Raw genomic sequence first — 21,038 nt, 5'->3', positions numbered from 1 at the left:
ATCAATAACTAATGGTAACAACTGATCAAATAACAAACTTTACTGACAAAATTAGTCATTCTTTACCAAAGGAAAAAATAACTGTTTTACAAATAAATTTAGGTAGAAAATGTAATTTAGTGTGTAATCATTGTCATGTAGAAGCTTCTCCAAAACGAAAAGAAGAATTAACTCCCGAAATTTGTCAACAATTAGTTACAATTATTAACAACTTTCCGCAAATCAAAATCATTGATTTAACTGGGGGTGCACCAGAAATGCACTATGGTTTTGCCGAATTGGTTGAAGCTGCCAAAAATAATAATAAACAAATAATAATTAGATCTAATTTAACCATTTTTTTTGAGTCTGGTTATGAATATTTACCTGAATATTTTGCCAAAAATAAAGTTAGAGTTGTTGCTTCTTTGCCTTGTTATTTAGAAAATAATGTTGATAAGCAAAGAGGTAATGGAGTTTATCGTCAATCAATTCTTGCTTTACAAAAACTTAATCAATTAGGCTATGGAATCAATCCAGATTTAATTATTGATTTGGTATATAATCCCCCTTTACCGAAGAATAATAACTTCAGTTTAACCCCTAATCAACAAAATCTTGAAAAAGATTATAAACGGTATTTAGAAAATAACTTTAATATTAAATTTAATCAATTATTGACTATTACTAATTTACCTATCGGTAGAGCTAATTTTCATTTAGAAAAACATCAAATAAAAGATAGTTATTTACAATTTTTAGAGGCTAATTTTAATAAAGTTACTTTACCTTTTTTAATGTGTCGTAATCAATTATCAGTAGATTATTTAGGGAATATTTATGACTGTGATTTTAACCAAATGGAAAACATTTATTCTTTAAATAAGCAACAACAAAAAGTTACTTTAACTCAAATTTTAGAACAAAATAACCTTGATTTAATCGGGGAAATTCAAACGGCTAATTATTGTTACGGTTGTACTGCGGGAAGTGGTTCAAGTTGCGGAGGCTCATTAACAATTAACAATTAATAATTAACAATTAAATGATTGTTAGGCTATAATAATTAACAAAAAGATTAAATTTTAAATAAAATTATAATGGTTTTAAAAGCGGTTTTATTTGATTTTAATGGCGTAATTATTAATGATGAAGGAATACATCAACAATTGATCGATGATTTATTATTAAATGAAAATTTACTGCCTTCAGGAAAAGAATATCAACAATTTTGTTTAGGAAAAAATGATCGATCTAGTTTAAAAGATATACTGGCAAATAGAGGAAGAATTGTCTCTGAGGAAGACTTAGATAAATTAGTACAAAAAAAGGCAAAGGCGTATCATGAAATTGTTAGTAAAATGTCACAGCTGCCCATTTATGACAAAGTAATTGAATTTATCCTTCATCTTCAAACTCGTCATTTATACCTAGCACTTATTACAAAAAATTTTAAACAAGACACAGAATATCTCCTTGAAAGAATGAATCTCAAACAATATTTTAATGTTCTAGTGACAGGAGAAGACATAAAATTCGGAAATACTTACCCTAGTAGCTATTTACTAGCCATTAAAAAATTAAATCAACAAAATCCTGATTTGTCCCTTAAAATATCAGAATGTTTAGTCATCGAAGACACTCCTACCGGCATCGAAGCCGCAAAAAATGCTGGAATCTCTGTAGTTGGGGTAGCAAATACTTATCCTTTCCATTTGTTACAAAGACAAGCTAATTGGTGTGTTGATCATCTCATGGAATTAGATTTAGATTGGATTGACCAAACCTTAGTAAAAGCCTAATTTTTGCTATAATATATCATTAGTTTGGGGAATTAGCTCAGTTGGTAGAGTGCTGCGATCGCACCGCAGAGGTTAGGGGTTCGATCCCCCTATTCTCCATCTCCTATAACTCTTTTCCCATAATCGTTTCAATGAGTTATTTTGTCATAAAATAAAATGTTTTCAATTATCTTTCAACAATTAAGGAGAGTCTCTTTCCTCTTGGTCCTGATTATCCTCATTTATTATTTGTTGCTGAAATTGGATAAATTCTTCAATAGTTAAAGGTGATTGTTTTGGATGTTTATTATTTGGATTACGTTTATTTTTACTAACTTTTAACTTACTTAATTTTATATATATTGATTCTAATTCACTATATTCACATAGTCTAAGAAATACTCTTAAACAATCTTGAAATCTTCTTTCATTTTTATTATCACAATATTGAAATAAAGTATCATAAAGTATTTGATAATTGATGGTTTTTTCTAATGGTAATTTATCAAAATATCTTCCATTTTCTTGATCGTAGCTTTTCTGATCAGACTTACGATCTTCTTTTCTAGGTAAACCTCTTTTATCAGGAACGCTAAAAAATCCTTATAACATCTTGGAAGGTAATTAAATCATTAAAAGCCTTTTGATTGATACCCTTAATATTTTGTTCATACCAGTCCCAAAAATCAATTTCAGATTCATAATTACTTAATTTTAGGTTAAGTGCGATCGCTTTTTCTAAACAAACAACGATTTAAACCTAAAACAGTGAAATTTTCTCCATATGTTTTGTTTTAAATAAAGAATAAAGTAGACTTCAATAGTAGTATTGCTAACTATATTTAACCAAAGAGTTATTAAGTATCTTTACTTATCGGTAATCCGTATCTGTAGTGTTCAGTAAATCGCACAAATATTTGTTAAGTTTTGTTAAGTTTTGATCAAGTTTCGAGGATACAGTAAGTAGTCGAGATTTTGATAATCAAGCCGTAAAATTATTTGTCAAATGTTTATTGTTAAACAGAATGATACAACCCACATTCCGCACGTCAACTTGTAAAATTAAAGAAATTTCCAAATTGATTTTTAAGGGCGATCGCCATTAATAAGATGAATTTCTCTGGGAAAGGTTGAAAATAACATTTTTTAAAACAATACTAAACTTATACCAGTTTTAGTAATCTTTTGAAATATGCGGAATGTGGGTTTAAATATTAATTATTCTTGATACTTCAATTTTCTAGGTTAAGATTAGGTTAAGATAAATTTAAGGTTCATCTATAGTAAGTATGGAGGTTAGAAAACAATGAACAATGTTACTCTTCAAGAAGTTAAACAAGATTTTCTCTATCCAATTTCTTCTTATCATGGTAAAGACTATTTTCAAGGTTTAATTCCTAATCAAAAATTACAACGATTTACAGCTGAGATTAACTACATAGCAGGATTACATGGTAATGGCAAATTATCAACTCAACAAGCCTTTCAAAAAATTGAATATTTATGTCAAGTTTTAGATGGAATTAATGAATTTTGAGGATTATACAACGATGAGGTATTAAGCTAAAACGCATTTAACTTACATTCGTTTATCTCTTTCCTCTTCCCTACCTCTCATAGTTAACTTAGATGCGTCTGAAGCTTATCAATTAAAAATAAGCCCTAAAGGGCTAACTACAAACAAGTAAATATTTTTATGTAAACTTAATGTTCTTTTGTTACTTGTTCAGTGGAGGACGGGGAGAATACCATTTAAAATGTTGATAGCCGGTGCGAGAAATTTCTTGAACTAAAGTTCTAGCAGAGTAATCGTTATAAGGACGTTTTACTAATACTGAAGCAATATAACGTTTACCATTGGGTATATCAATAATTCCTGCGTCTCCTAATATAGTGCCAATATCCCCTGTTTTATGAGCAATAGAAGCATCTTTTTCAATTCCTTGTGGTAATAATGATCTCGTTTTTGTTTGTCTCATAATCTCAAAAAGGCGATCGCGGGATCTCAGAGAAATTAATTCACCTTGATTAACTTTAACTAATACCATTGCTAAATCTCTGGGAGTAGTAGTATTTGTACCGTTTAAGTCTGGTAAAGGATTATTGATTACCGTTGCACCTAAACCCCATTCTTGAAAACGTTTATTTAATATATCTTTACCTCCTAATCTTTCAATAATCATATTCGTTGCCGTGTTATCACTATTGATGATCATTTCTGTTGCTGTATGAATAGCAGAAAATTGAGTGCCCACGGGTTGATATTGCATTTTTCCCGACCCACTGCCAATGTTAGACTTAGTTGTAGTTAGTTTTTCATCAAGATAAACTTTTCCAGCATCTATATCTTGAAAAAATGCTACTAAAATAGGAATTTTAATAGTACTAGCTGCCGCAAATTTAGTTGTGCCATTAAAATTAACATAAGCACCATTATCTAAATCAACAAAAAACGCCCCGGGATCTAATTTAGGATATTTAGCTTTTAGTGCAATCAATTTATTTTTTAGAGATGCTAATTCACCACTAAAAACCAAAGACTGATTATTACTGTCTGATGTTTTTATTTCTGATTTTTGAACAACTGGTTCAGCTATGGAAGTAGTTTCTTTTTCTTCTGATATTTCAGCCATTTTAACGGATAAACCTTTCACAATTGGCAAATTTATTCTGGGAAATAATGGCTTTGTTAAATCACTATTTGCCAATACACTACCAAAAATAGCACTAATGCCAGCACCGAAATTAGCGAAGCTATGTATATTATTAATGATAATAGTTCCTAAATTTGGGGGAGTTTCATTCTGATAAACCGTAGGAGGTTTAATGGTAGAAACAATATTATTTTTTCCTACAATAGTATTTTTTGTGGAATTATTATTAACATTAGAGATTTTTCTGCGAGACACTTGTTTCCTGATTATTTTAGATTTTTTAGGCAAGTCTGATTTGTTATTATAATTATTTTCTCCGGAAGTTCGAGATAAAAAGATTTTCAAAGTTCTCCCCTCAAATTGTTAAATCTTTAATGAATGAATGTAAAAATATTAACTCAATTGATCAAACATTATAAAAATTTTTTTTTGTGTCCATTTGTATTGTTATTTATTGTTTGATCGCCCATTGTATTTGACGTAAAATACCTCTAATCATTGATAATTCCTGACTGTTCAAATTAGCACGGTTAACGATTCTTCGTAATTTTGCCATTTTAATAGGTGCAGTATGAGGATATAAATAGTTAACATCTAATAATACCGACTCTAAATGTTGATAATATCCCTCTAACTCCTCAATATTAGCTTTTTTTTCTTGAACCAAATTTTCTGAAGTTTCTATCTTCTCTAATCCTTGATAAAGTTCATAGGCACAAACTCCTACCGCTTGAGCTAAATTTAAGGAAGGATATTCAGGATTTGCCCGAATACAGATGAAACGTTGAGCATAACTCAATTCCTGATTACTTAAACCTCGATCTTCAGGACCAAAAATTAAAGCGGAATTAACCTTTTTTTCTAATAACCAAGGAAGTGCAACTCTTGGAGTTTCTAAGACTGTGGTAATACCCCTTGCCCTTGCAGTAGTGGCGATCGCCCGTTGACAACCTTGTAAAGCCGTAGGTAAAGAATCAACAATGAGAGCTTTGTATAAAATTTCGATTCCATGAACTGCCATAATTTGAGCATCTTCGGATAGATAATCACAACGAGGATTAACGATTACTAAACGGGATAATCCCATATTACGCATAACTCTGGCGATCGAACCAATATTTCGTTCTCCTGCTGGTTCAACTAAAATAATCTTAACCTGATCAATTGATGTCATTTTCGCTCTGAGAAACTAATGATTATCAAGATAATCTTAACCAATCTGTTCTATCTAATAACACCTAGAGATGGAACAAAATCTACTACTACTGGTAATGGGAAAGTGACTGGTTCAACTACCAATACCAATGGTTTCTATCTATTTTCAGCAAAAATAACCCCTTCATAAATGTCCGAAAAAGATATTTCAAAATCAATTTTTCCTAACTTTAATATCTGATTTTCTCCTAAATATTCTTTAAATTTCCACTCTCCTTGACATTCTTTAATAAATTGTTCTACTGAAAAACTATACTGATCGATTAAAATATATTCTTGAAAAGATTTAATTGAACGGTAGCTTTTAAATTTTTCTCCTTTATCATAATTTTGGGTAGAATTTGATAAAACTTCGATGATTACGAGGGGATTTGTTACAGTTGTTTTTTTATCTCCTTCATAGAGTGGTCGATCATCAAAAATCATAATATCAGGGTAAGTATAACGTCTATCAAGAGGGATAGAAAGACGCACATCATTAATATAAATTTCGTAATTTTTACCCTTAGTTAAGAACTTAAAATTATAACAAAAATTAAGGGCTATTTTATTATGATTAGTTGTACCTCCTGTCATAGCAATAATCTTCCCATCGTGGTATTCGCTTTTATATTCGGCGGTTTCTTCTAACTCTAAATATTCTTCTACTGAATAGTAAGTTTTTTCTAGTTGAGCAATCATGATTTTTTCTTATTGATAGCTATTACCTTATTATAAATTAATTTTTTTTGCTCGTAGGGATTGAATAATATTCAACCTGTATAGGCTTGGTTCCCTTATTTTCATAAATATAGTTGATGTCTATTCTAAAAAATAAGTTTTTGGTTTTTCTTTTAATTTTAATTCAGCAATATAATTGTGTAAATCTTCACTCTTTGAAAAAGTCTTTACATAATTATAACGATTAGAAAATAGTCCTGTAAGACTTAAGGAAGTCCCTAATAAAAAGCAGAAATTATAAAATAAAACAGCAGATTCAGCAGTTGCCTTAATAAACAAAATACAAAATAAAACGGCAAATGGAAAACCAAATAAACCCATTAAAAAATGCTTATTTCTCTGGTATAATGTATAAATATTATCTGATTCGACTATTTTAAATCTTTTCATTTTTACTTTTTAAATTCAAAAAATATGATTTTCTTAGTAATCTATTTCCCTATATAATAAGATTTATTTTTTGTTAATCTCTTATATCACTATTATCCGTGGGAATTTTTAAACTAAAATTAATGACGATCGACTTATTTTCACAACTAACATTCGTTATATTTACTACACTTTTTTCTGCTAATAATTCACTAATAGACGACTGTGGCGATAACGCACATTTATAACCAGCACCCTCTAACCATTCACAAAGACTGCGATAATTATTGATTCTTTCTTCCGATTTATCTAATAAAACTTTGATATATTTATAGACACTAGCACATAAATCCGTTTTCACTCCATTACGATCTTTTCCCAATTTCTCGGCAATTTCCGTTAATAGATCCTAGACTGATAGGAGGAACTGTTGCAATCATAGTTAGTACAGGACTGGCGATCGCCAATGCACCTTTATTGGTAGTAGCGGGAATCGGTGTTGGTTCTTATTTTGTAATTAAAAGTATTCTTGAACAATTAAATTAAACATTCATTAACAATGGCAAAGTTATTATATTAATTCTTTGAGTGTAGAAGAAGTTTTAAGAAAAGTCGATTTAGAAGATCAAGAAGAATTAGATATATTAAAGCCAAGAATCGTTACTTTAACAAAACACTCGAAAGTTTCTGGTAACAGTCAATTAACTGAAAATTATGAGGATATATCATCAACAGAAATCACAACTTTTGACTCTTTAAATCAAGTAGAATCTCCCTCTTATTTAACGATGTTTTTCCAACAAATTAACTTTGAAGTCATACAAATTTTACGCACTCCTTTATATTTATTAGGAATATTTATTGTTCCTTTTTTAATTCCATTTTTACTTAGATTATCAGGAAATACAGATGATCAAATATTACCATTAACTGCTATTTGCGGTCTATTTTTATTCACGATCGTTATTGATAGATTTTTAGTAACAAAAAAGGTGGGCATTACCCACCCTACAATTATAGTCACTTAACTCGTCTTTTTATGGGGACAAGTTAAGCAGCTATTTCGACAAATCCAACTTGTGTTTGAGGTTGTGGAATACTATCTCCTCTTTCCACTAAAACCTCCAGATAAAGTGCGATCGCTTCTTTCACATTTTCTTGCACTTCTTCTAAAGTGTCCCCAATACTAACACATCCGGGCAAATCAGGTACGATCGCACCCCAATTATGCTCTCCTTTTTCATGAAATACTACATATTGTTTCATTATTTAATCTCCTATTTGTGCCTGTTTCCAAATTGCATTTAATGTACCTATGGGAATATCATCACTAGGTTTTCTTGGTACAACTACGATACCAGACTTATGATCATGTGCTAATACTGCCACGCATTCTGATTTGATACCATCCATCTTTTTTCAGTCGTTTAAGTACATCTTTAACTTTCATTAATGTATTAATTACTAATTTTAACTGAATTATATTTACTTTTGACGAAGAATAAAATATTAATGAGTACAAAAAAGATAGGCAATGCCCACCCTACAATTATACGTCTAACTCAGTTAGGTTTAACCTTGGCCCATGGGTTTCGATAAATTCTCGACGTGGTGCAACTCTATCGCCCATTAACACGGTAAAAATATGATCTGCTTGAGCCGCATCTTCAATTTCAACACGTTTCATCATGCGGGTTTCAGGATTCATAGTAGTATCCCATAATTGTTGAGGCATCATCTCCCCTAAACCTTTAAAACGCTGAATATTATAGTTAGCATTGGCCGGAAATTCTGCTATTTTTTGTTGCAATTCCCTGTCACTGTAACAATAATAATGATTTTTACCTCTTTCTAATTTATACAAAGGAGGACAAGCAATGTAAATATAGCCTTCTTCTACTAATTGTCTTTGATAACGATAAAAGAATGTTAATAATAAAGTACGAATGTGCGCTCCATCTACGTCAGCATCCGTCATTATTACGATACGATGATAACGCAATTGATTAGGATCAAATTCATCCCCTCGAATGCCTAAACCTAAAGCAGTGATTAAGGATTGAATCTCGTTATTTTTATAAATTTTGGCATCATCGGTTTTTTCGATGTTAAGAATTTTACCTCTTAAAGGTAGGATAGCTTGAAAACGGCGATCGCGCCCTTGTTTTGCCGAGCCTCCTGCACTATCTCCTTCTACAAGATATATTTCTGATTCAGAAGGATCACGAGAACTACAATCAGCAAGTTTACCGGGTAAAGGAGAAGATTCTAAAACAGATTTACGTCTTACTAATTCTCTTGCACGTCTAGCGGCATCGGCGGCTTTAAAGGCTTGAATGGCTTTATCGATTACGCTATCAGCTACTTGAGGATTTCGTTCTAAATAATCGTTTAAAACTTCTCCTACTAATGAGTCAACAATACCTCTAACTTCCGAGTTGCCTAACTTAGTCTTAGTTTGCCCTTCAAATTCAGGATCTGGTACTTTCACAGAGATTACAGCGGTTAAACCTTCTCTGACGTTTTCTCCTCCTAAATTGGGCTCATTTTCTTTGATTTTATTTCGTTTCCGTGCAACATTATTAACTGTACGAGTTAAAACGGTTTTTAAACCCTCTAAGTGTGTGCCACCGTCAATGGTACGAATATTATTGGCAAAACCCAAAACTGTGTCGCTGTAGGAGTCAATACACCACTGAAAAGCAACCTCTACTTGTACACCATTTTTCTCTCCTTCCACATAAATAATGTCTTGGTGTAAAACCTCTTTTTCTCTTGTCATGTAGGTGACATATTCTTTAATACCTCCTTCATAACAATAGGTTTCAATATGTATTGGAGTAACACGGTGATCGCTAAAAGTAATTTTAACTCCCGCATTTAAGTAAGCTAATTCTCGAAGTCTGCCGGAGAGGGTATTATAATCAAACTCGGTAGTTTCAGTGAAAATCTGATTATCAGGTAAAAAAGTGATAGATGTACCTGTAGAATTATCAGCATTAGGATTGGCTATCAATTCCGTAATAGGATTACCCCTTTCATAGCGTTGGGTAAAAATTTGCTGTTGACGTTTAACCGTAACTTGTACCCACTCAGAAAGAGCGTTAACCACAGAAATACCAACACCATGTAAACCGCCAGAAACCTTATAACCTCCGCCTCCGAATTTACCTCCAGCATGAAGTACTGTCATAACTGTTTCTAATGCTGATTTTTTGGTGGTAGGGTGAATGTCTGTAGGGATACCTCTACCATCATCAGTGACAGTAACTGAACCATCAGGATTAATTTCTATTTCTATGTGACTACAATAACCTGCTAAAGCCTCATCAATGGAGTTATCAACAACTTCATAAACTAGATGATGTAATCCTCTCGGTCCAGTAGTACCAATATACATACCCGGACGCTTTCTAACAGGTTCTAACCCCTCTAGTACTTGAATTTGATCTACACCGTAATTCGTGGTTTGGTTTTCTGTACTCATGTAATTTTATTACTCCGATTCAAGGCTTTTTTTCGGCTATTTTTCCTTGAATGATATTTTTATCCAAAATTATAACATATAAGAGAATATCACGATTTAAACCTTCACTCAAGTCATTTTTTGAAAAGGATAGGTTATTATAGGTAATGAGGAATGAGAGATTAATCATGGGGACTGAAAAAGTCTTCTCTTCCTCAAAGAGTGTTTTTTTATTTACAATCCAGCGGTGGTTTCTTGAAAAAATTTATCCCAATCGATGGTAACAGAAGTATTTATTTCATTTTCAGGTTGGGAAATTAAATCAAATGCCTTGTTTCTAGCAAAAGGATTGTTTAAGGCTTGAATTACCACGTTAGCTACATCGCCCCTAGGTATTGAAGTGGGAATACCGTTGGGAGGTGAAGTCAAAAATTTGTCATCTTTTCCTACCAATAACTCTCTTCTACCTTCTGGTTTATCTAATAATCCTCCAGCTCTAATAATTGTATAATCAATGCCTGAATCGATTAAATATTGTTCAGCTTTGCGTTTCCAAATTAAAATGTTACCGTTACCTAAACGATTTAAAGGATGATTTTCGTTTGTGCCACCCATTGAACCTACTAATATTATATGCTCAATTCCAGCATTTTTAGCTGCATCTATTTGATTTTTTTGCCCTAACCAATCTACTTCTTCTGGTTTTCCATTCTCTTCAAAGTCAAATTCGGGTGGTTTCCCTTCTTGGGGTGGTGCAATCATTTTTGGCACAGCACTGGTTAAAATTATTAACCCATTACAACCTTGAGTTGCGATCGCCAAATCTTTTGAAGATAAAATATTACCGAAAATAAAACCTTCTGTCGATGTAAAAATTTCTTGAGCTTTCTTTTTTGATTTGGCAAAAGGTATTACTTGCCAGTTATGATCATCTAATTGTAACTTTTTGACAACTAGAGATCCTGTTCTGCCAGTAGCACCAGTAATTAAAACTTTTTTTGTCATGATTTTGTTAATAGATAGATATAAACCCTAGAAGTAGTTTCTCTGTGTCTTAAAAAATAAATTGTCAAACTTATATTTAGATCCTATGGTAAACTTTCTCTTTTAGCAATTAAATTAGTGTATTTCAGATTATTGATTACGGATTATTCAGCAGGTGATTTAATCACGACTAAATTAGTGAGGTATTCCGATCTAAATAATTTTCAGGAAAACTATATAATAATTTATAGATTTAAAAGGAAAAATATCTTTACTTAAGGCTATTTTATCAGTTTTTATCTTTATTTAATTTATTATATTTATTGTTTATTTCTATTAATTTTAGAGAATAAAATGCAACCAACAAACCCACAACAATTTACTGAAAAAGCATGGGAAGCAATAGTTAAAACTCCGGATATTGCTAAACAAAATCAACATCAACAAATTGAAAGCGAACACTTATTAAAATCTCTTTTAGAGCAAGAAGGATTAGCTGTTAATATTTTTAATAAAGCTAATGTAACTCTGCCTCGTTTACGAGATAAAATTGATGAATTTATTAACCGTCAAGCTAAGATTAAAAATATCAGTGATTCTGTCTATTTAGGCAAAAGTTTAGATAGTCTTTTAGATAGAGCAGAAAATTATAGAAAACAGTTTAATGATGATTTTATTTCTATTGAACATATTATCTTAGCCTATGCACAAGATGAACGTTTTGGCAAGAAATTATTACAAGAATTTAACTTAGATGAAAATAAATTAAAATCGATTATTAAAGATATTAGAGGAAGTCAAAAAGTGAGTGATCAAAATCCTGAAAATAAGTATGAATCGTTAACTAAATATGGGCGAGATTTAACAGAATTAGCAAGGTTAGGAAAGTTAGATCCGGTTATTGGTAGAGATGATGAAGTCCGCCGTACTATTCAAATTCTCTCTCGTCGCACGAAAAATAATCCCGTCTTAATTGGTGAACCCGGTGTCGGTAAAACTGCTATTGTGGAAGGGTTAGCTCAACGTATTATTAATCGTGATGTTCCAGAGTCCTTACAAGATAGAACTCTTATTGCCTTAGATATGGGAGGTTTAATCGCTGGGGCAAAATATCGAGGGGAATTTGAAGAAAGGCTAAAGGCGGTATTGAAGGAAGTCACTGAATCTCAGGGTAATATTGTGCTTTTTATTGATGAAATTCATACAGTAGTAGGTGCCGGAGCGACTCAAGGGGCAATGGATGCCGGAAACTTGTTAAAACCGATGTTAGCCCGGGGTGAATTACGTTGTATTGGGGCGACAACCCTTGATGAATACCGTAAGTATATTGAGAAGGATGCGGCACTAGAGAGACGTTTTCAATCGGTATTTGTCGATGAGCCTAATGTTATTGATACTATCTCAATTTTGCGTGGTTTAAAAGAGCGTTATGAGGTACATCATGGGGTGAAAATTGCTGATACTGCTTTAGTGGCGGCGGCTATGCTTTCTAATCGTTATATTACTGATCGATTTTTGCCTGATAAAGCTATTGATTTAGTGGATGAATCAGCGGCTAAATTGAAGATGGAAATAACTTCAAAACCGGAGGAATTAGATGAAGTTGATCGCAAAATTTTACAACTTGAAATGGAACGTTTATCTCTGAAAAAAGAGGAAGATCAAGCATCTGTTGAAAGAAGAGAAAAATTAGACCATGAATTGGCAAATTTAAAAGAACAACAATCATCATTAAATGCTCAATGGCAGGGAGAAAAAGATATTATTGATCAAATTCGTAATTTACGCAAATCTTTAGAACAAATTAACGTTGAAATTCAACAAGCTGAGCGAGATTATGACTATAATAAAGCCGCTGAATTACGGTACGGAAAATTAACTGATATTCAACGACAAATTAAAGATAAAGAAGCATTATTAGCAGAAAAACAAACCAGCGGAAAATCACTTTTAAGGGAAGAAGTTACCGAGTCTGATATAGCAGAAATTATCTCAAAATGGACGGGTATTCCTATTAGTAAATTAGTGGAATCTGAAAAGGAAAAATTATTACACCTTGAAGATCAACTTCATGATCGAGTAATTGGACAAAATGAGGCAGTTATTGCCGTTTCTGACGCTATTCAACGTTCTCGTGCTGGTTTAGCCGATCCTAATCGTCCTACCGCTAGTTTTATCTTTCTAGGGCCTACTGGCGTAGGTAAAACCGAGTTAGCTAAAGCCTTAGCACAAATTCTCTTTGACACTGAAGATGCGATCGTGCGAATAGATATGTCAGAGTACATGGAAAAACATACGGTATCTCGTTTAATGGGTGCGCCTCCGGGATACGTTGGTTATGAAGAAGGAGGGCAACTTACCGAAGCTATACGCAGAAGACCTTATTCTGTAGTATTATTTGATGAGATTGAAAAAGCCCATCCTGACGTATTTAACGTAATGTTGCAAATCTTGGACGATGGACGCTTAACAGATTCTCAAGGGCGTACCGTTGATTTTACCAATACTATCATCATCATGACCAGTAACATAGGTTCGCAGTATATTCTTGATTTAGCGGGGGATAACTCAAAATATGAGGAGATGCGTAGTAGAGTTATGGATGCTATGCGCGGTAATTTCCGCCCAGAATTTTTAAACCGTATCGATGAAATAATCATTTTCCATAGCCTTGAAAAATCAGAATTAAGAAATATCGTCAAAATCCAAGTTCAACGGCTAGAATCACGCTTAAATGAGCAGAAAATGACATTAAAATTATCCGATCCAGCCCTCGATTTTCTCGCTGACATTGGCTATGATCCAGTATATGGTGCAAGACCTTTGAAACGTTCTATACAACGCTATTTAGAAACGGCGATCGCCAAGGCAATTTTAAGGGGTGAATTTAAAGACGGAGACACGATTTTAGTCGATGTAGAAGACGAAAGATTAAGCCTTAAAAAAGTCTAACTGTAGGGTGGGCAATGCCCACCTTTTTGATTATAATTTAAACAAGAAATAACGTTTTTAATTATCATTTTGAGAGTATTTAAAAATAAAAGTTGTGATAGATTTACTAAAAATGAAAAAATCAAAGATAAAGATTTATGGGAAGCTGTTGAAAGAGCAAATAAAGGTTTAATTTCAGCTGATTTAGGTGGAGGTTTAATTAAACAAAGAATTGCTAGAAAAGGACAAGGAAAATCTAGTTGATTTCGTTCTATTATTATTTTTAAAGCAGATGATAGAGCGTTTTTTGTTTATGGTTTTGCTAAAAATCAACAAGATAATATCAATAAAAAAGAATTAAAAGCACTAAAAAAATTAAGCAATGAATTGCTATCATATTCTGAACAAAATTTATTAATAGCAATAGAAAAAGGTATTTTAAAAGAGATAAAATTATGAAAAATAAAAATGTTTATCAAAGTGATATTTTAGCTTCTATTCATGAAATAGCATTTGATTTATACTCCGCAGATTTGTTAAGTGAATCTAAAATGAAAGAATTTGACGAGATATGTTTAAGTCCAATTCAATCTTTTAAACCAGAAGAAATTAAAGCTATTCGTCAAGAACAAAATGTAAGTCAAGAAGTATTTGCCAAATATTTGAATGTCTCTTCTCGTTTAATTTTACAGTGGGAAAATGGAGAAAAAAAACCTAAAGGCTCATCTTTAAAATTGTTAAATCTTGTTAAAAATAAAGGAATTTCTATTTTAATTTAATTATCCAAATTGTTTTAGAATATTCGAATTTCTTAATTATTTTTGTTGAATAGCCGAATTTATTTTTTAAAAGTTGCTCAATTTATAAATGATAAAGCCTATAAACTCTGGCGACTCCTTTCACAAACTTTAGAGGAAAGGAACTCAGATCAAATATGGTTTGTGAATAAAAACCTAATCCATTATTAGCCATACTTAAAGTTTGCAGTCTAGTAGTTCCAATAGTTTCCCCTGTTGGTTTATCAATAATTATTAAATGATCACAATATTGATCAAATTTATCTTGTTCTTTTGATAGTAAATTAGTCTCTTGATGAATTGACCAATCCAGATAATCAAAAAAGTTTTCATAAGCTAGTTTACTGAAAAAATCTTCTCATGAAGGCGGAGAGTTTTTATTCTTGAGTAGTAAACAACAATCATATCTCCTAATTATTTTCAATATATCTATACAGAATTGCCAACTAATATTGACGATTAACTGAGATTTTGGATCAGAACAAAAATACTTAATCAACAAAGTTTGGAAAATGAATTTTAATACAGTTTTAATTAATTATTCTTATTTTTGCAAGAGTGCCTATTCCCTATTGCCTACCGAGTTGCAATCCAGTAAATAGCACCAGATACTCTAGCTCTTTCTAAAATATCTCTTTTTTCTTCCCTATTAAGAAAATGACGGACAAAATTCTTGAATTTATTTTCTCCTCGATAAGCAAAATATTCTTTATTATACTCCTTGTCCAATAAATTTTATGGTTTTAGTGAATTGACTCCCCATATCAAATATGGCATGATAACCACTATATCCTCTTTCAGGCCATACATATTTAATTTCAAAACCTGCTTGAATTAATAACTCAATGACCCCTAAAATTGATAGATGAAAATAACTATTGTCATGCATTGGTTCAAGAAAAGAGATATTTCCTAAATAATAACCTCCAGGTTTTAAAACCCGATAAATTTCTTGTACAGCAAGAAAAGGATTTGCTAAATGTTCGGTAACAGCAACAGAATAGACAAGGTTAAACTGTTGATTTTTAAATGGTAAAAAATGTGTATCACATAAAATATCTGGACCTCCAAATTGTTGTAACCATTTGAATACTATTGCTTTTGAAATATCAACACCTATATATTGATGTCCTTTTGTTTCAACCCATGATCGCATTTGACCACCACCACAGCCTACTTCCAAAATTTTCTGTTGTTGTGGCATCTGGTTAATTACATAAGCATGAGCAAGATCTAAATGAAAAGGGATTTTTTCTTTTGTATCGGCCATAGGGGGATCATTTACATACATTTTCAATATATCCTCTTTGATTGTGGAATAATCCGAATTAAATTCATATTGAACTGTACGATGACGAGAAAAAGGAAAAAGTTTGGGTGTACCTTCATCCTGAGAAAATTCTAATTTACAATTATCACAATAATCGAGTGATTTTAAGGAAGCCTCACAGTTAGGACAAATTAATATTTCCAAATTCAGAGAAGTCATATAAATAAAAATAATTTTTTGTTAACAATTTTATCAAAATAGTTGTTTAGTACGAGTGTTCTAGGTTAAATTAGTAGTAATTAACATTAATTGTTTATTTATTTCTTAATGGTAAAGCTATGGAAAATTTAACTCCTCCTCAAAAACAGCTATATGATTGGTTAATTCAGTATATTAGTACTAATAAACATTCTCCTTCGATTCGGGAGATGATGAAAGCAATGAATTTGCGATCGCCAGCTCCAATTCAAAGTCGTCTGGAAAAAATGCGCACAAAAGGTTATATTGACTGGTCAGAAGGACAAGCTCGGACTCTGAAGATTTTAAAGAATTATGATCAGGGTTTATCCTTACTAGGGAAAATTACCGCTGGAGGATTAGTTGAGCCTTTTGCCGATGAACAAGAGAAAATTGATTTTAATTCTTTATTTAATCAATCGAACTGTTACGCTTTACAAGTAGTAGGTGATAGTATGATCGATGATAAAATTACTGAAGGTGACTATGTAATTATGAGATCGGTTTCTGACATTGAGGAAGTGAAAGAAGGAGAAATTGTTGCGGCACGAGTAGAAGGACAAGGTACAACATTAAAAAGAGTTTATTTTACCGCCGATAAAGTAACTCTCCAGCCTTCAAATCCTAATTATGACCCGATTTTTGCTCTTCGAGAGCAAGTAGAAATTCAAGGAGTTTTACAAGGAGTATTTCGTTTATTTAATTAGGGATTGCCTCATAGTATTTTTATGAGAGTAGGGATACCCCCCTTTATCACCTAGACTGTTTCATTCTAAGATTTTTGGTTTAGGTAGCAGAAAAGGGAAAAAGGCATCGGGGCAATGGCTAAATTCTAAATTCTAAATTCTAAATTCTAAAGGTTTGAGGAGTAAAAAATGAAAGTTTGGTTAGTCAGTTTTCTTCTGTTATTTTTAGTAGCCCAATTTCTTTTATGGCTAAAAAATTTTGTGACACCTCTTCCTCTTTATATTTTTGGGGGTGCTTTCTTAGCGATCGTTTCCAATTATGATCACAAAATTAGTGAATTTATCACTGAACAAACTAATAATATTTTATCTTCAGGAAAAAAACTAAATGAATAATGATTTACCACAAGTAGAAATTTATACTGATGGTTCATGCCTTAATAATCCTGGTCCGGGAGGTTATGGAGTTGTTATCTTAAGTAATAATGATCGTCAAGAACTATCGGGGGGATTTCGGAAAACTACGAATAATCGGATGGAGATTTTGGCCGTTATTATGGGATTAAAAGCCTTAAAAAAACCTCATCAAGTGACAATATATACTGATTCTCAATATGTTGTTAATGCTATGACTAAAGGTTGGGCAAAAAAATGGCAAATGAATAATTGGAAACGGAATGCTCAAGAAAAAGCTAAAAATCCTGATCTTTGGCAAGAATTATTGGAATTATCTAGGGAACATCGGCTTAATTTTACTTGGGTTAGGGGACATTCTGGAAATAAAGAAAATGAACGTTGCGATCGCCTTGCTTTTAATGCCGCCTCTAGTAATAACTTAAAAGAAGACGTTAACTATAAGTAGGGGGTGTGTCAAAAAGTATTTCTGATTCCCCATTATCACAATCGATAATTTATCAAAAATTTTGGGTTTAAAACCCCTTCATTTATGACGGCTTTGTGCTATACTCAGCTTAAAGGTTTAACCCGATGTGGCTACAGAAAAAAAATACCAAAAACCAAGCCAGTTTCAAGTAAAAGTCTGTGGTATTTGGTGGTAGGACATATCGCATCAGTTTCTGGAGAGTAGGGGCATAATATATTATGTCCGTACAGATCGAGTAAAAAGTTTGCTTTTGAATGGCATCGTTCTATGAAAGAAGAATCCTCGCAATGACAAGGCGATGGAGTTGTTAACAAGAAGTCATACTATAGTTACGATTATTCATGGCTTCTTGCAAAACTTTACAAGCATGATCAGTACAACAACCACAATGTTTAGAGACAGAAGTTATTTCCGAGAGTTTTTCTAGGCTGGAAATACCTTGTTCTACGGCTTTCTGAATATCTTTTTCGGTTATAGCGTTACAAATACAAACGTACATTATAAACCTTTTTTGATTATTAAATTCTAAACAATACTATCATTATTGCAAACTTTTGTCATTGTTTCCCAAAATTTTTTCTTTAAGTTCAATGTATTTTAACTTATTTATAAATAGTTACTGATTCCTAATTCCTAAAATTCCTAATTTCTGATTCTTAATTGTTAACAGAATTAGTGGTTTCGACATCTAGTTTTAACATTAAAACCCCTAATGGTGGTAAACACAAATCAAGGGAATCTTGATAGTTATGGAAAAACCATTTATCTGTCCATTTTCCACCTAAGTTACCCATGTTACTGCCACCATATTCACGGGAGTCGCTGTTAAAGATTTCAGTATAAAATCCTCCTTGGGGTACACCAATGCGATAATGACTATGGGGTTGAGGCGTAAAGTTACAGACGATGACAAGAAAGTCACCATTTTTAGCACGGCGCAAAAAAGCAACAACACTATGACGGTTATCGCTACAATCAATCCACTGGAAACCTTCTTCTTCAAAATCTAATTCATATAAAGCTGGTTCATTTTTATATAAGGTGTTGATGTCGGTGAAGAATTTTTTAAGTTGTTGATGTTTTTCGTACTGTAATAAGTGCCATTCTAAATCATTCCAGACGTTCCACTCACTCCATTGTCCAAATTCCATACTCATAAACATGGTTTTTTTGCCCGGATGCCCAAACATATAACCAAATAAACTGCGCATATTAGCGAATTTTTGCCATTCATCCCCGGGCATTTTCCCAATCATGTTACTCTTACCATGGACAATTTCATCGTGAGAAAGAGCTAACATATAGTTTTCGCTCTGATGATACCACATACTAAAAGTAATACTGTTTTGATGGAATTGACGAAACCAAGGATCCATGGCGAAATAATCTAACATATCGTGCATCCAGCCCATATTCCACTTCATATTAAAGCCTAAACCGCCCATATAAGGAGGACGAGATACCATTGCCCAAGAGGTTGATTCTTCTGCTATGGATAAGATACCCGGAAAGTAGTTAAAGATAGTACCGTTAACTTGGCGCAAAAATTCTACTGCTTCGATATTTTCTCTCCCACCATATTGATTTGTTACCCATTCACCGTTTTCTCGATCGTAATCAAGATAAAGCATAGAGGCTACTGCATCAACTCGAATGCCATCAATGTGGTATTTATCGAACCAAAATAAGGCATTAGCCACTAGAAAATTACGGACTTCGTTACGTCCATAATCAAATACTAAAGTACCCCAACCTTTATGTTCACCTTTGCGAGGATCTCCATGTTCATACAAGTGTGTACCATCAAAGAAAGCTAAACCGTGTCCGTCTTTGGGAAAATGTCCAGGCACCCAATCTACAATAACACCGATGTCATTTTGGTGACAAATATCGATAAAATACATTAAATCTTCTGGGCTGCCATAACGAGAAGTTGCTGCATAATACCCTGTAACTTGATAACCCCATGAACCATCGAAAGGATGTTCTGCTACGGGTAATAATTCAATGTGAGTATAACCTAAATTTTTGACGTAGGGAATTAATTTTTCTGCAAATTCATAGTAATTTAAAAAACGAGCGGAGGATTTTATTTCCGATACAGGTACTATTTCAGCAGTTTTTCCGTATTGTTTCAAGGGATCTTCAATAGAGGTATGTAGCCATGATCCTAAATGTAACTCATAAACAGAGACAGGTTGAGTTAGAGGATCTGTATTACGGCGTTTTTCGAGCCAATCTTGATCATTCCACTGGTAAGAGTCTAAATCAGCAACTATAGAAGCAGTTTTAGGACGTACTTCTTGATAGAATCCAAAAGGATCAGATTTTTCGTAAATGTGTCCTTCCCAATTTTTAATTTCATATTTATAATGAGTCCCGTAGTTAAGATCAGGAATAAATATTTCCCAGATCATATTCTGACGTTTCCGCATTTGATGTTCTCTGCCATCCCAGCAGTTGAAATCCCCTAATACTGATACGTTTCTCGCATTGGGAGCCCAGACGGCAAAATAAACCCCTTTTACGCCGTTTTGTTCGATAACGTGAGCTCCTAGTTTTTCATAAATTCGATGATGATTACCTTCGCCGAATAAGTGTATATCAAAATCAGTTAGTTGTCCTTCTTTGAATTGATAAGGATCATAGATTACTTTTTCGTGATTTTCTTCTTTTATTCTTAATTGATAACTATTTAATTCTGGTGCTTCGATTTCGCATTCAAAAAAGTGGGGATGATGTTGCGATCGCATTTCGTATTCTTGACGACTATTAGGAATAACCACCGAAGCACTGGTAGCTTTTGGTAAATATGCTCTGATTACCCATTTTTTTTGATTATTTGTTTCTGACAGCAGATGACAACCTAGTATTTCAAAAGGATCATTATGTAAATTATGAACTATTTGGTTAACTTGCTCAGAGGTTATAGTAGTAGGCATTTAATTTTTGATATTTAAACATTTGTCATATTGTTCTAATGATAATAGCTAGTCTTACTTTTAAAATAATTACTTTTTTTTGTTTAAGTGTTACTAGGTATTGATGTATATAGCAATGGTTAAA

The 21,038-nt window shown here is 32.5% G+C and carries 22 protein-coding genes, 1 tRNA gene and 2 pseudogenes; 11 read left to right on the top strand and 14 right to left on the bottom strand.

The features are described 5' to 3' along the window. Positions 1 to 11: 11 nt before the first annotated feature. The 4 genes from arsS (at position 12) to FWJ34_RS02075 (ending at position 3,297) form a co-directional block, all read left to right on the top strand. Positions 12 to 1,010 carry an arsenosugar biosynthesis radical SAM (seleno)protein ArsS gene (gene arsS / locus FWJ34_RS02090; RefSeq protein ID WP_308253676.1) on the top strand — a complete coding sequence of 333 codons (999 nt, stop codon included), beginning with the start codon at positions 12 to 14 and terminating at the stop codon, positions 1,008 to 1,010. A gap of 69 nt (positions 1,011 to 1,079) precedes the next feature. Further along, positions 1,080 to 1,781, top strand: coding sequence for an HAD family phosphatase (locus FWJ34_RS02085; protein WP_308253675.1), 702 nt, complete (start codon positions 1,080 to 1,082; stop codon positions 1,779 to 1,781). 26 nt (positions 1,782 to 1,807) lie between these two features. Further along, positions 1,808 to 1,880, top strand: a tRNA-Ala gene (locus FWJ34_RS02080). 1,186 nt (positions 1,881 to 3,066) lie between these two features. Next, the gene (locus FWJ34_RS02075) at positions 3,067 to 3,297 is read left to right on the top strand and encodes a hypothetical protein (protein WP_308253674.1); all 231 of its coding nucleotides are present in this window, start codon (positions 3,067 to 3,069) and stop codon (positions 3,295 to 3,297) included. Between the two features lie 181 nt (positions 3,298 to 3,478). Here the strand turns inward: FWJ34_RS02075 and FWJ34_RS02070 are convergent, their stop codons facing one another. The 5 genes from FWJ34_RS02070 to FWJ34_RS02050 form a co-directional block, all read right to left on the bottom strand. Continuing rightward, a complete protein-coding gene (locus FWJ34_RS02070; RefSeq protein WP_396231607.1) occupies positions 3,479 to 4,759 on the bottom strand; it encodes a serine hydrolase in 1,281 nt (426 codons plus the stop codon). 106 nt (positions 4,760 to 4,865) lie between these two features. Then, positions 4,866 to 5,588, bottom strand: coding sequence for an RNA methyltransferase (locus FWJ34_RS02065; RefSeq protein ID WP_308253673.1), 723 nt, complete (start codon positions 5,586 to 5,588; stop codon positions 4,866 to 4,868). A 137-nt stretch (positions 5,589 to 5,725) separates the two neighbouring features. After that, complete coding sequence (locus FWJ34_RS02060; protein WP_308253672.1) at positions 5,726 to 6,310, bottom strand: Uma2 family endonuclease; 585 nt, start codon at positions 6,308 to 6,310, stop codon at positions 5,726 to 5,728. A gap of 120 nt (positions 6,311 to 6,430) precedes the next feature. Beyond that, positions 6,431 to 6,739, bottom strand: coding sequence for a hypothetical protein (locus FWJ34_RS02055; protein WP_308253671.1), 309 nt, complete (start codon positions 6,737 to 6,739; stop codon positions 6,431 to 6,433). A 73-nt stretch (positions 6,740 to 6,812) separates the two neighbouring features. Continuing rightward, complete coding sequence (locus tag FWJ34_RS02050) at positions 6,813 to 7,100, bottom strand: hypothetical protein (RefSeq protein ID WP_308253670.1); 288 nt, start codon at positions 7,098 to 7,100, stop codon at positions 6,813 to 6,815. A gap of 202 nt (positions 7,101 to 7,302) precedes the next feature. On the opposite strand from FWJ34_RS02050, the gene FWJ34_RS02045 reads away from it, so the two are divergent. Then, positions 7,303 to 7,746 (top strand): hypothetical protein, encoded by a 444-nt coding sequence (locus FWJ34_RS02045; protein WP_308253669.1) that lies wholly within the window; start codon positions 7,303 to 7,305, stop codon positions 7,744 to 7,746. Positions 7,747 to 7,768: 22 nt separating this feature from the next. Here the strand turns inward: FWJ34_RS02045 and FWJ34_RS02040 are convergent, their stop codons facing one another. From FWJ34_RS02040 to FWJ34_RS02025, 4 genes and pseudogenes are all read right to left on the bottom strand, one after another. Continuing rightward, positions 7,769 to 7,984 (bottom strand): type II toxin-antitoxin system HicB family antitoxin, encoded by a 216-nt coding sequence (locus tag FWJ34_RS02040; protein ID WP_308253668.1) that lies wholly within the window; start codon positions 7,982 to 7,984, stop codon positions 7,769 to 7,771. 3 nt (positions 7,985 to 7,987) lie between these two features. Beyond that, positions 7,988 to 8,168: pseudogene (locus FWJ34_RS02035) on the bottom strand (type II toxin-antitoxin system HicA family toxin). A gap of 99 nt (positions 8,169 to 8,267) precedes the next feature. Further along, positions 8,268 to 10,205, bottom strand: coding sequence for a DNA topoisomerase (ATP-hydrolyzing) subunit B (gene gyrB / locus FWJ34_RS02030; protein WP_308253667.1), 1,938 nt, complete (start codon positions 10,203 to 10,205; stop codon positions 8,268 to 8,270). Positions 10,206 to 10,418: 213 nt separating this feature from the next. Then, positions 10,419 to 11,192, bottom strand: coding sequence for an SDR family oxidoreductase (locus tag FWJ34_RS02025; protein WP_308253686.1), 774 nt, complete (start codon positions 11,190 to 11,192; stop codon positions 10,419 to 10,421). Between the two features lie 330 nt (positions 11,193 to 11,522). Here FWJ34_RS02025 and clpB point away from each other — a divergent pair, with 330 nt between their 5' ends. The 3 genes and pseudogenes from clpB (at position 11,523) to FWJ34_RS02010 (ending at position 14,878) form a co-directional block, all read left to right on the top strand. Beyond that, on the top strand, positions 11,523 to 14,120 hold the full coding sequence (gene clpB, locus FWJ34_RS02020) for an ATP-dependent chaperone ClpB (protein ID WP_308253666.1): 2,598 nt from the start codon (positions 11,523 to 11,525) through the stop codon (positions 14,118 to 14,120). Between the two features lie 69 nt (positions 14,121 to 14,189). Beyond that, positions 14,190 to 14,558: pseudogene (locus tag FWJ34_RS02015) on the top strand (type II toxin-antitoxin system RelE/ParE family toxin). Then, complete coding sequence (locus tag FWJ34_RS02010; protein WP_308253665.1) at positions 14,555 to 14,878, top strand: DNA-binding transcriptional regulator; 324 nt, start codon at positions 14,555 to 14,557, stop codon at positions 14,876 to 14,878. The pseudogene FWJ34_RS02015 and the gene FWJ34_RS02010 overlap by 4 nt, the downstream one beginning before the upstream one ends. A gap of 82 nt (positions 14,879 to 14,960) precedes the next feature. Here the strand turns inward: FWJ34_RS02010 and FWJ34_RS19510 are convergent, their stop codons facing one another. The 3 genes from FWJ34_RS19510 to FWJ34_RS02000 all read right to left on the bottom strand — a co-directional run bounded on the left by FWJ34_RS19510 (position 14,961) and on the right by FWJ34_RS02000 (position 16,385). After that, positions 14,961 to 15,197 (bottom strand): GNAT family N-acetyltransferase, encoded by a 237-nt coding sequence (locus tag FWJ34_RS19510; protein ID WP_396231608.1) that lies wholly within the window; start codon positions 15,195 to 15,197, stop codon positions 14,961 to 14,963. A 275-nt stretch (positions 15,198 to 15,472) separates the two neighbouring features. Beyond that, positions 15,473 to 15,625: a hypothetical protein gene (locus FWJ34_RS02005; protein ID WP_308253664.1), complete on the bottom strand. Its 153-nt coding sequence runs from the start codon at positions 15,623 to 15,625 to the stop codon at positions 15,473 to 15,475. Further along, complete coding sequence (locus FWJ34_RS02000) at positions 15,609 to 16,385, bottom strand: class I SAM-dependent methyltransferase (protein WP_308253663.1); 777 nt, start codon at positions 16,383 to 16,385, stop codon at positions 15,609 to 15,611. Before FWJ34_RS02000 ends, FWJ34_RS02005 begins: the two co-directional genes overlap by 17 nt. Positions 16,386 to 16,504: 119 nt before the next feature. On the opposite strand from FWJ34_RS02000, the gene lexA reads away from it, so the two are divergent. From lexA to rnhA, 3 genes are all read left to right on the top strand, one after another. Next, complete coding sequence (lexA, locus tag FWJ34_RS01995; RefSeq protein WP_308253662.1) at positions 16,505 to 17,110, top strand: transcriptional repressor LexA; 606 nt, start codon at positions 16,505 to 16,507, stop codon at positions 17,108 to 17,110. Between the two features lie 168 nt (positions 17,111 to 17,278). Then, positions 17,279 to 17,485 (top strand): hypothetical protein, encoded by a 207-nt coding sequence (locus FWJ34_RS01990; protein WP_308253661.1) that lies wholly within the window; start codon positions 17,279 to 17,281, stop codon positions 17,483 to 17,485. Continuing rightward, on the top strand, positions 17,478 to 17,951 hold the full coding sequence (rnhA, locus tag FWJ34_RS01985; RefSeq protein ID WP_308253660.1) for a ribonuclease HI: 474 nt from the start codon (positions 17,478 to 17,480) through the stop codon (positions 17,949 to 17,951). Before FWJ34_RS01990 ends, rnhA begins: the two co-directional genes overlap by 8 nt. A gap of 328 nt (positions 17,952 to 18,279) precedes the next feature. On the opposite strand, the gene FWJ34_RS01980 is transcribed toward rnhA, so the two are convergent. Beyond that, entirely contained in the window at positions 18,280 to 18,471 is a 192-nt protein-coding gene (locus FWJ34_RS01980) for a (2Fe-2S)-binding protein (RefSeq protein WP_308253659.1), read from the bottom strand. A 157-nt stretch (positions 18,472 to 18,628) separates the two neighbouring features. Continuing rightward, the gene (gene glgB / locus FWJ34_RS01975; RefSeq protein WP_308253658.1) at positions 18,629 to 20,914 is read right to left on the bottom strand and encodes a 1,4-alpha-glucan branching enzyme; all 2,286 of its coding nucleotides are present in this window, start codon (positions 20,912 to 20,914) and stop codon (positions 18,629 to 18,631) included. Between the last annotated feature and the right edge of the window lie 124 nt (positions 20,915 to 21,038).

The sequence above is a fragment of the Geminocystis sp. GBBB08 genome (assembly GCF_016743215.1).
Lineage (GTDB): Bacteria > Cyanobacteriota > Cyanobacteriia > Cyanobacteriales > Cyanobacteriaceae > Geminocystis.
Note: the sequence above shows the minus strand (reverse complement) of the source record. Positions and strands in the feature narration are given on the sequence as shown.

Excerpts from the sequence above, each read along its gene's own strand:
- arsS (WP_308253676.1), top strand. The coding sequence starts at position 12 with ATGGTAACAACTGATCAAATAACAAACTTTACTGACAAAATTAGTCAT.
- FWJ34_RS02085 (WP_308253675.1), top strand. The coding sequence starts at position 1,080 with ATGGTTTTAAAAGCGGTTTTATTTGATTTTAATGGCGTAATTATTAAT.
- FWJ34_RS02075 (WP_308253674.1), top strand. The coding sequence starts at position 3,067 with ATGAACAATGTTACTCTTCAAGAAGTTAAACAAGATTTTCTCTATCCA.
- FWJ34_RS02065 (WP_308253673.1), bottom strand. The coding sequence starts at position 5,588 with ATGACATCAATTGATCAGGTTAAGATTATTTTAGTTGAACCAGCAGGA.
- FWJ34_RS02060 (WP_308253672.1), bottom strand. The coding sequence starts at position 6,310 with ATGATTGCTCAACTAGAAAAAACTTACTATTCAGTAGAAGAATATTTA.
- FWJ34_RS02055 (WP_308253671.1), bottom strand. The coding sequence starts at position 6,739 with ATGAAAAGATTTAAAATAGTCGAATCAGATAATATTTATACATTATAC.
- FWJ34_RS02040 (WP_308253668.1), bottom strand. The coding sequence starts at position 7,984 with ATGAAACAATATGTAGTATTTCATGAAAAAGGAGAGCATAATTGGGGT.
- gyrB (WP_308253667.1), bottom strand. The coding sequence starts at position 10,205 with ATGAGTACAGAAAACCAAACCACGAATTACGGTGTAGATCAAATTCAA.
- clpB (WP_308253666.1), top strand. The coding sequence starts at position 11,523 with ATGCAACCAACAAACCCACAACAATTTACTGAAAAAGCATGGGAAGCA.
- FWJ34_RS02010 (WP_308253665.1), top strand. The coding sequence starts at position 14,555 with ATGAAAAATAAAAATGTTTATCAAAGTGATATTTTAGCTTCTATTCAT.
- FWJ34_RS02000 (WP_308253663.1), bottom strand. The coding sequence starts at position 16,385 with ATGACTTCTCTGAATTTGGAAATATTAATTTGTCCTAACTGTGAGGCT.
- lexA (WP_308253662.1), top strand. The coding sequence starts at position 16,505 with ATGGAAAATTTAACTCCTCCTCAAAAACAGCTATATGATTGGTTAATT.
- FWJ34_RS01990 (WP_308253661.1), top strand. The coding sequence starts at position 17,279 with ATGAAAGTTTGGTTAGTCAGTTTTCTTCTGTTATTTTTAGTAGCCCAA.
- rnhA (WP_308253660.1), top strand. The coding sequence starts at position 17,478 with ATGAATAATGATTTACCACAAGTAGAAATTTATACTGATGGTTCATGC.
- FWJ34_RS01980 (WP_308253659.1), bottom strand. The coding sequence starts at position 18,471 with ATGTACGTTTGTATTTGTAACGCTATAACCGAAAAAGATATTCAGAAA.
- glgB (WP_308253658.1), bottom strand. The coding sequence starts at position 20,914 with ATGCCTACTACTATAACCTCTGAGCAAGTTAACCAAATAGTTCATAAT.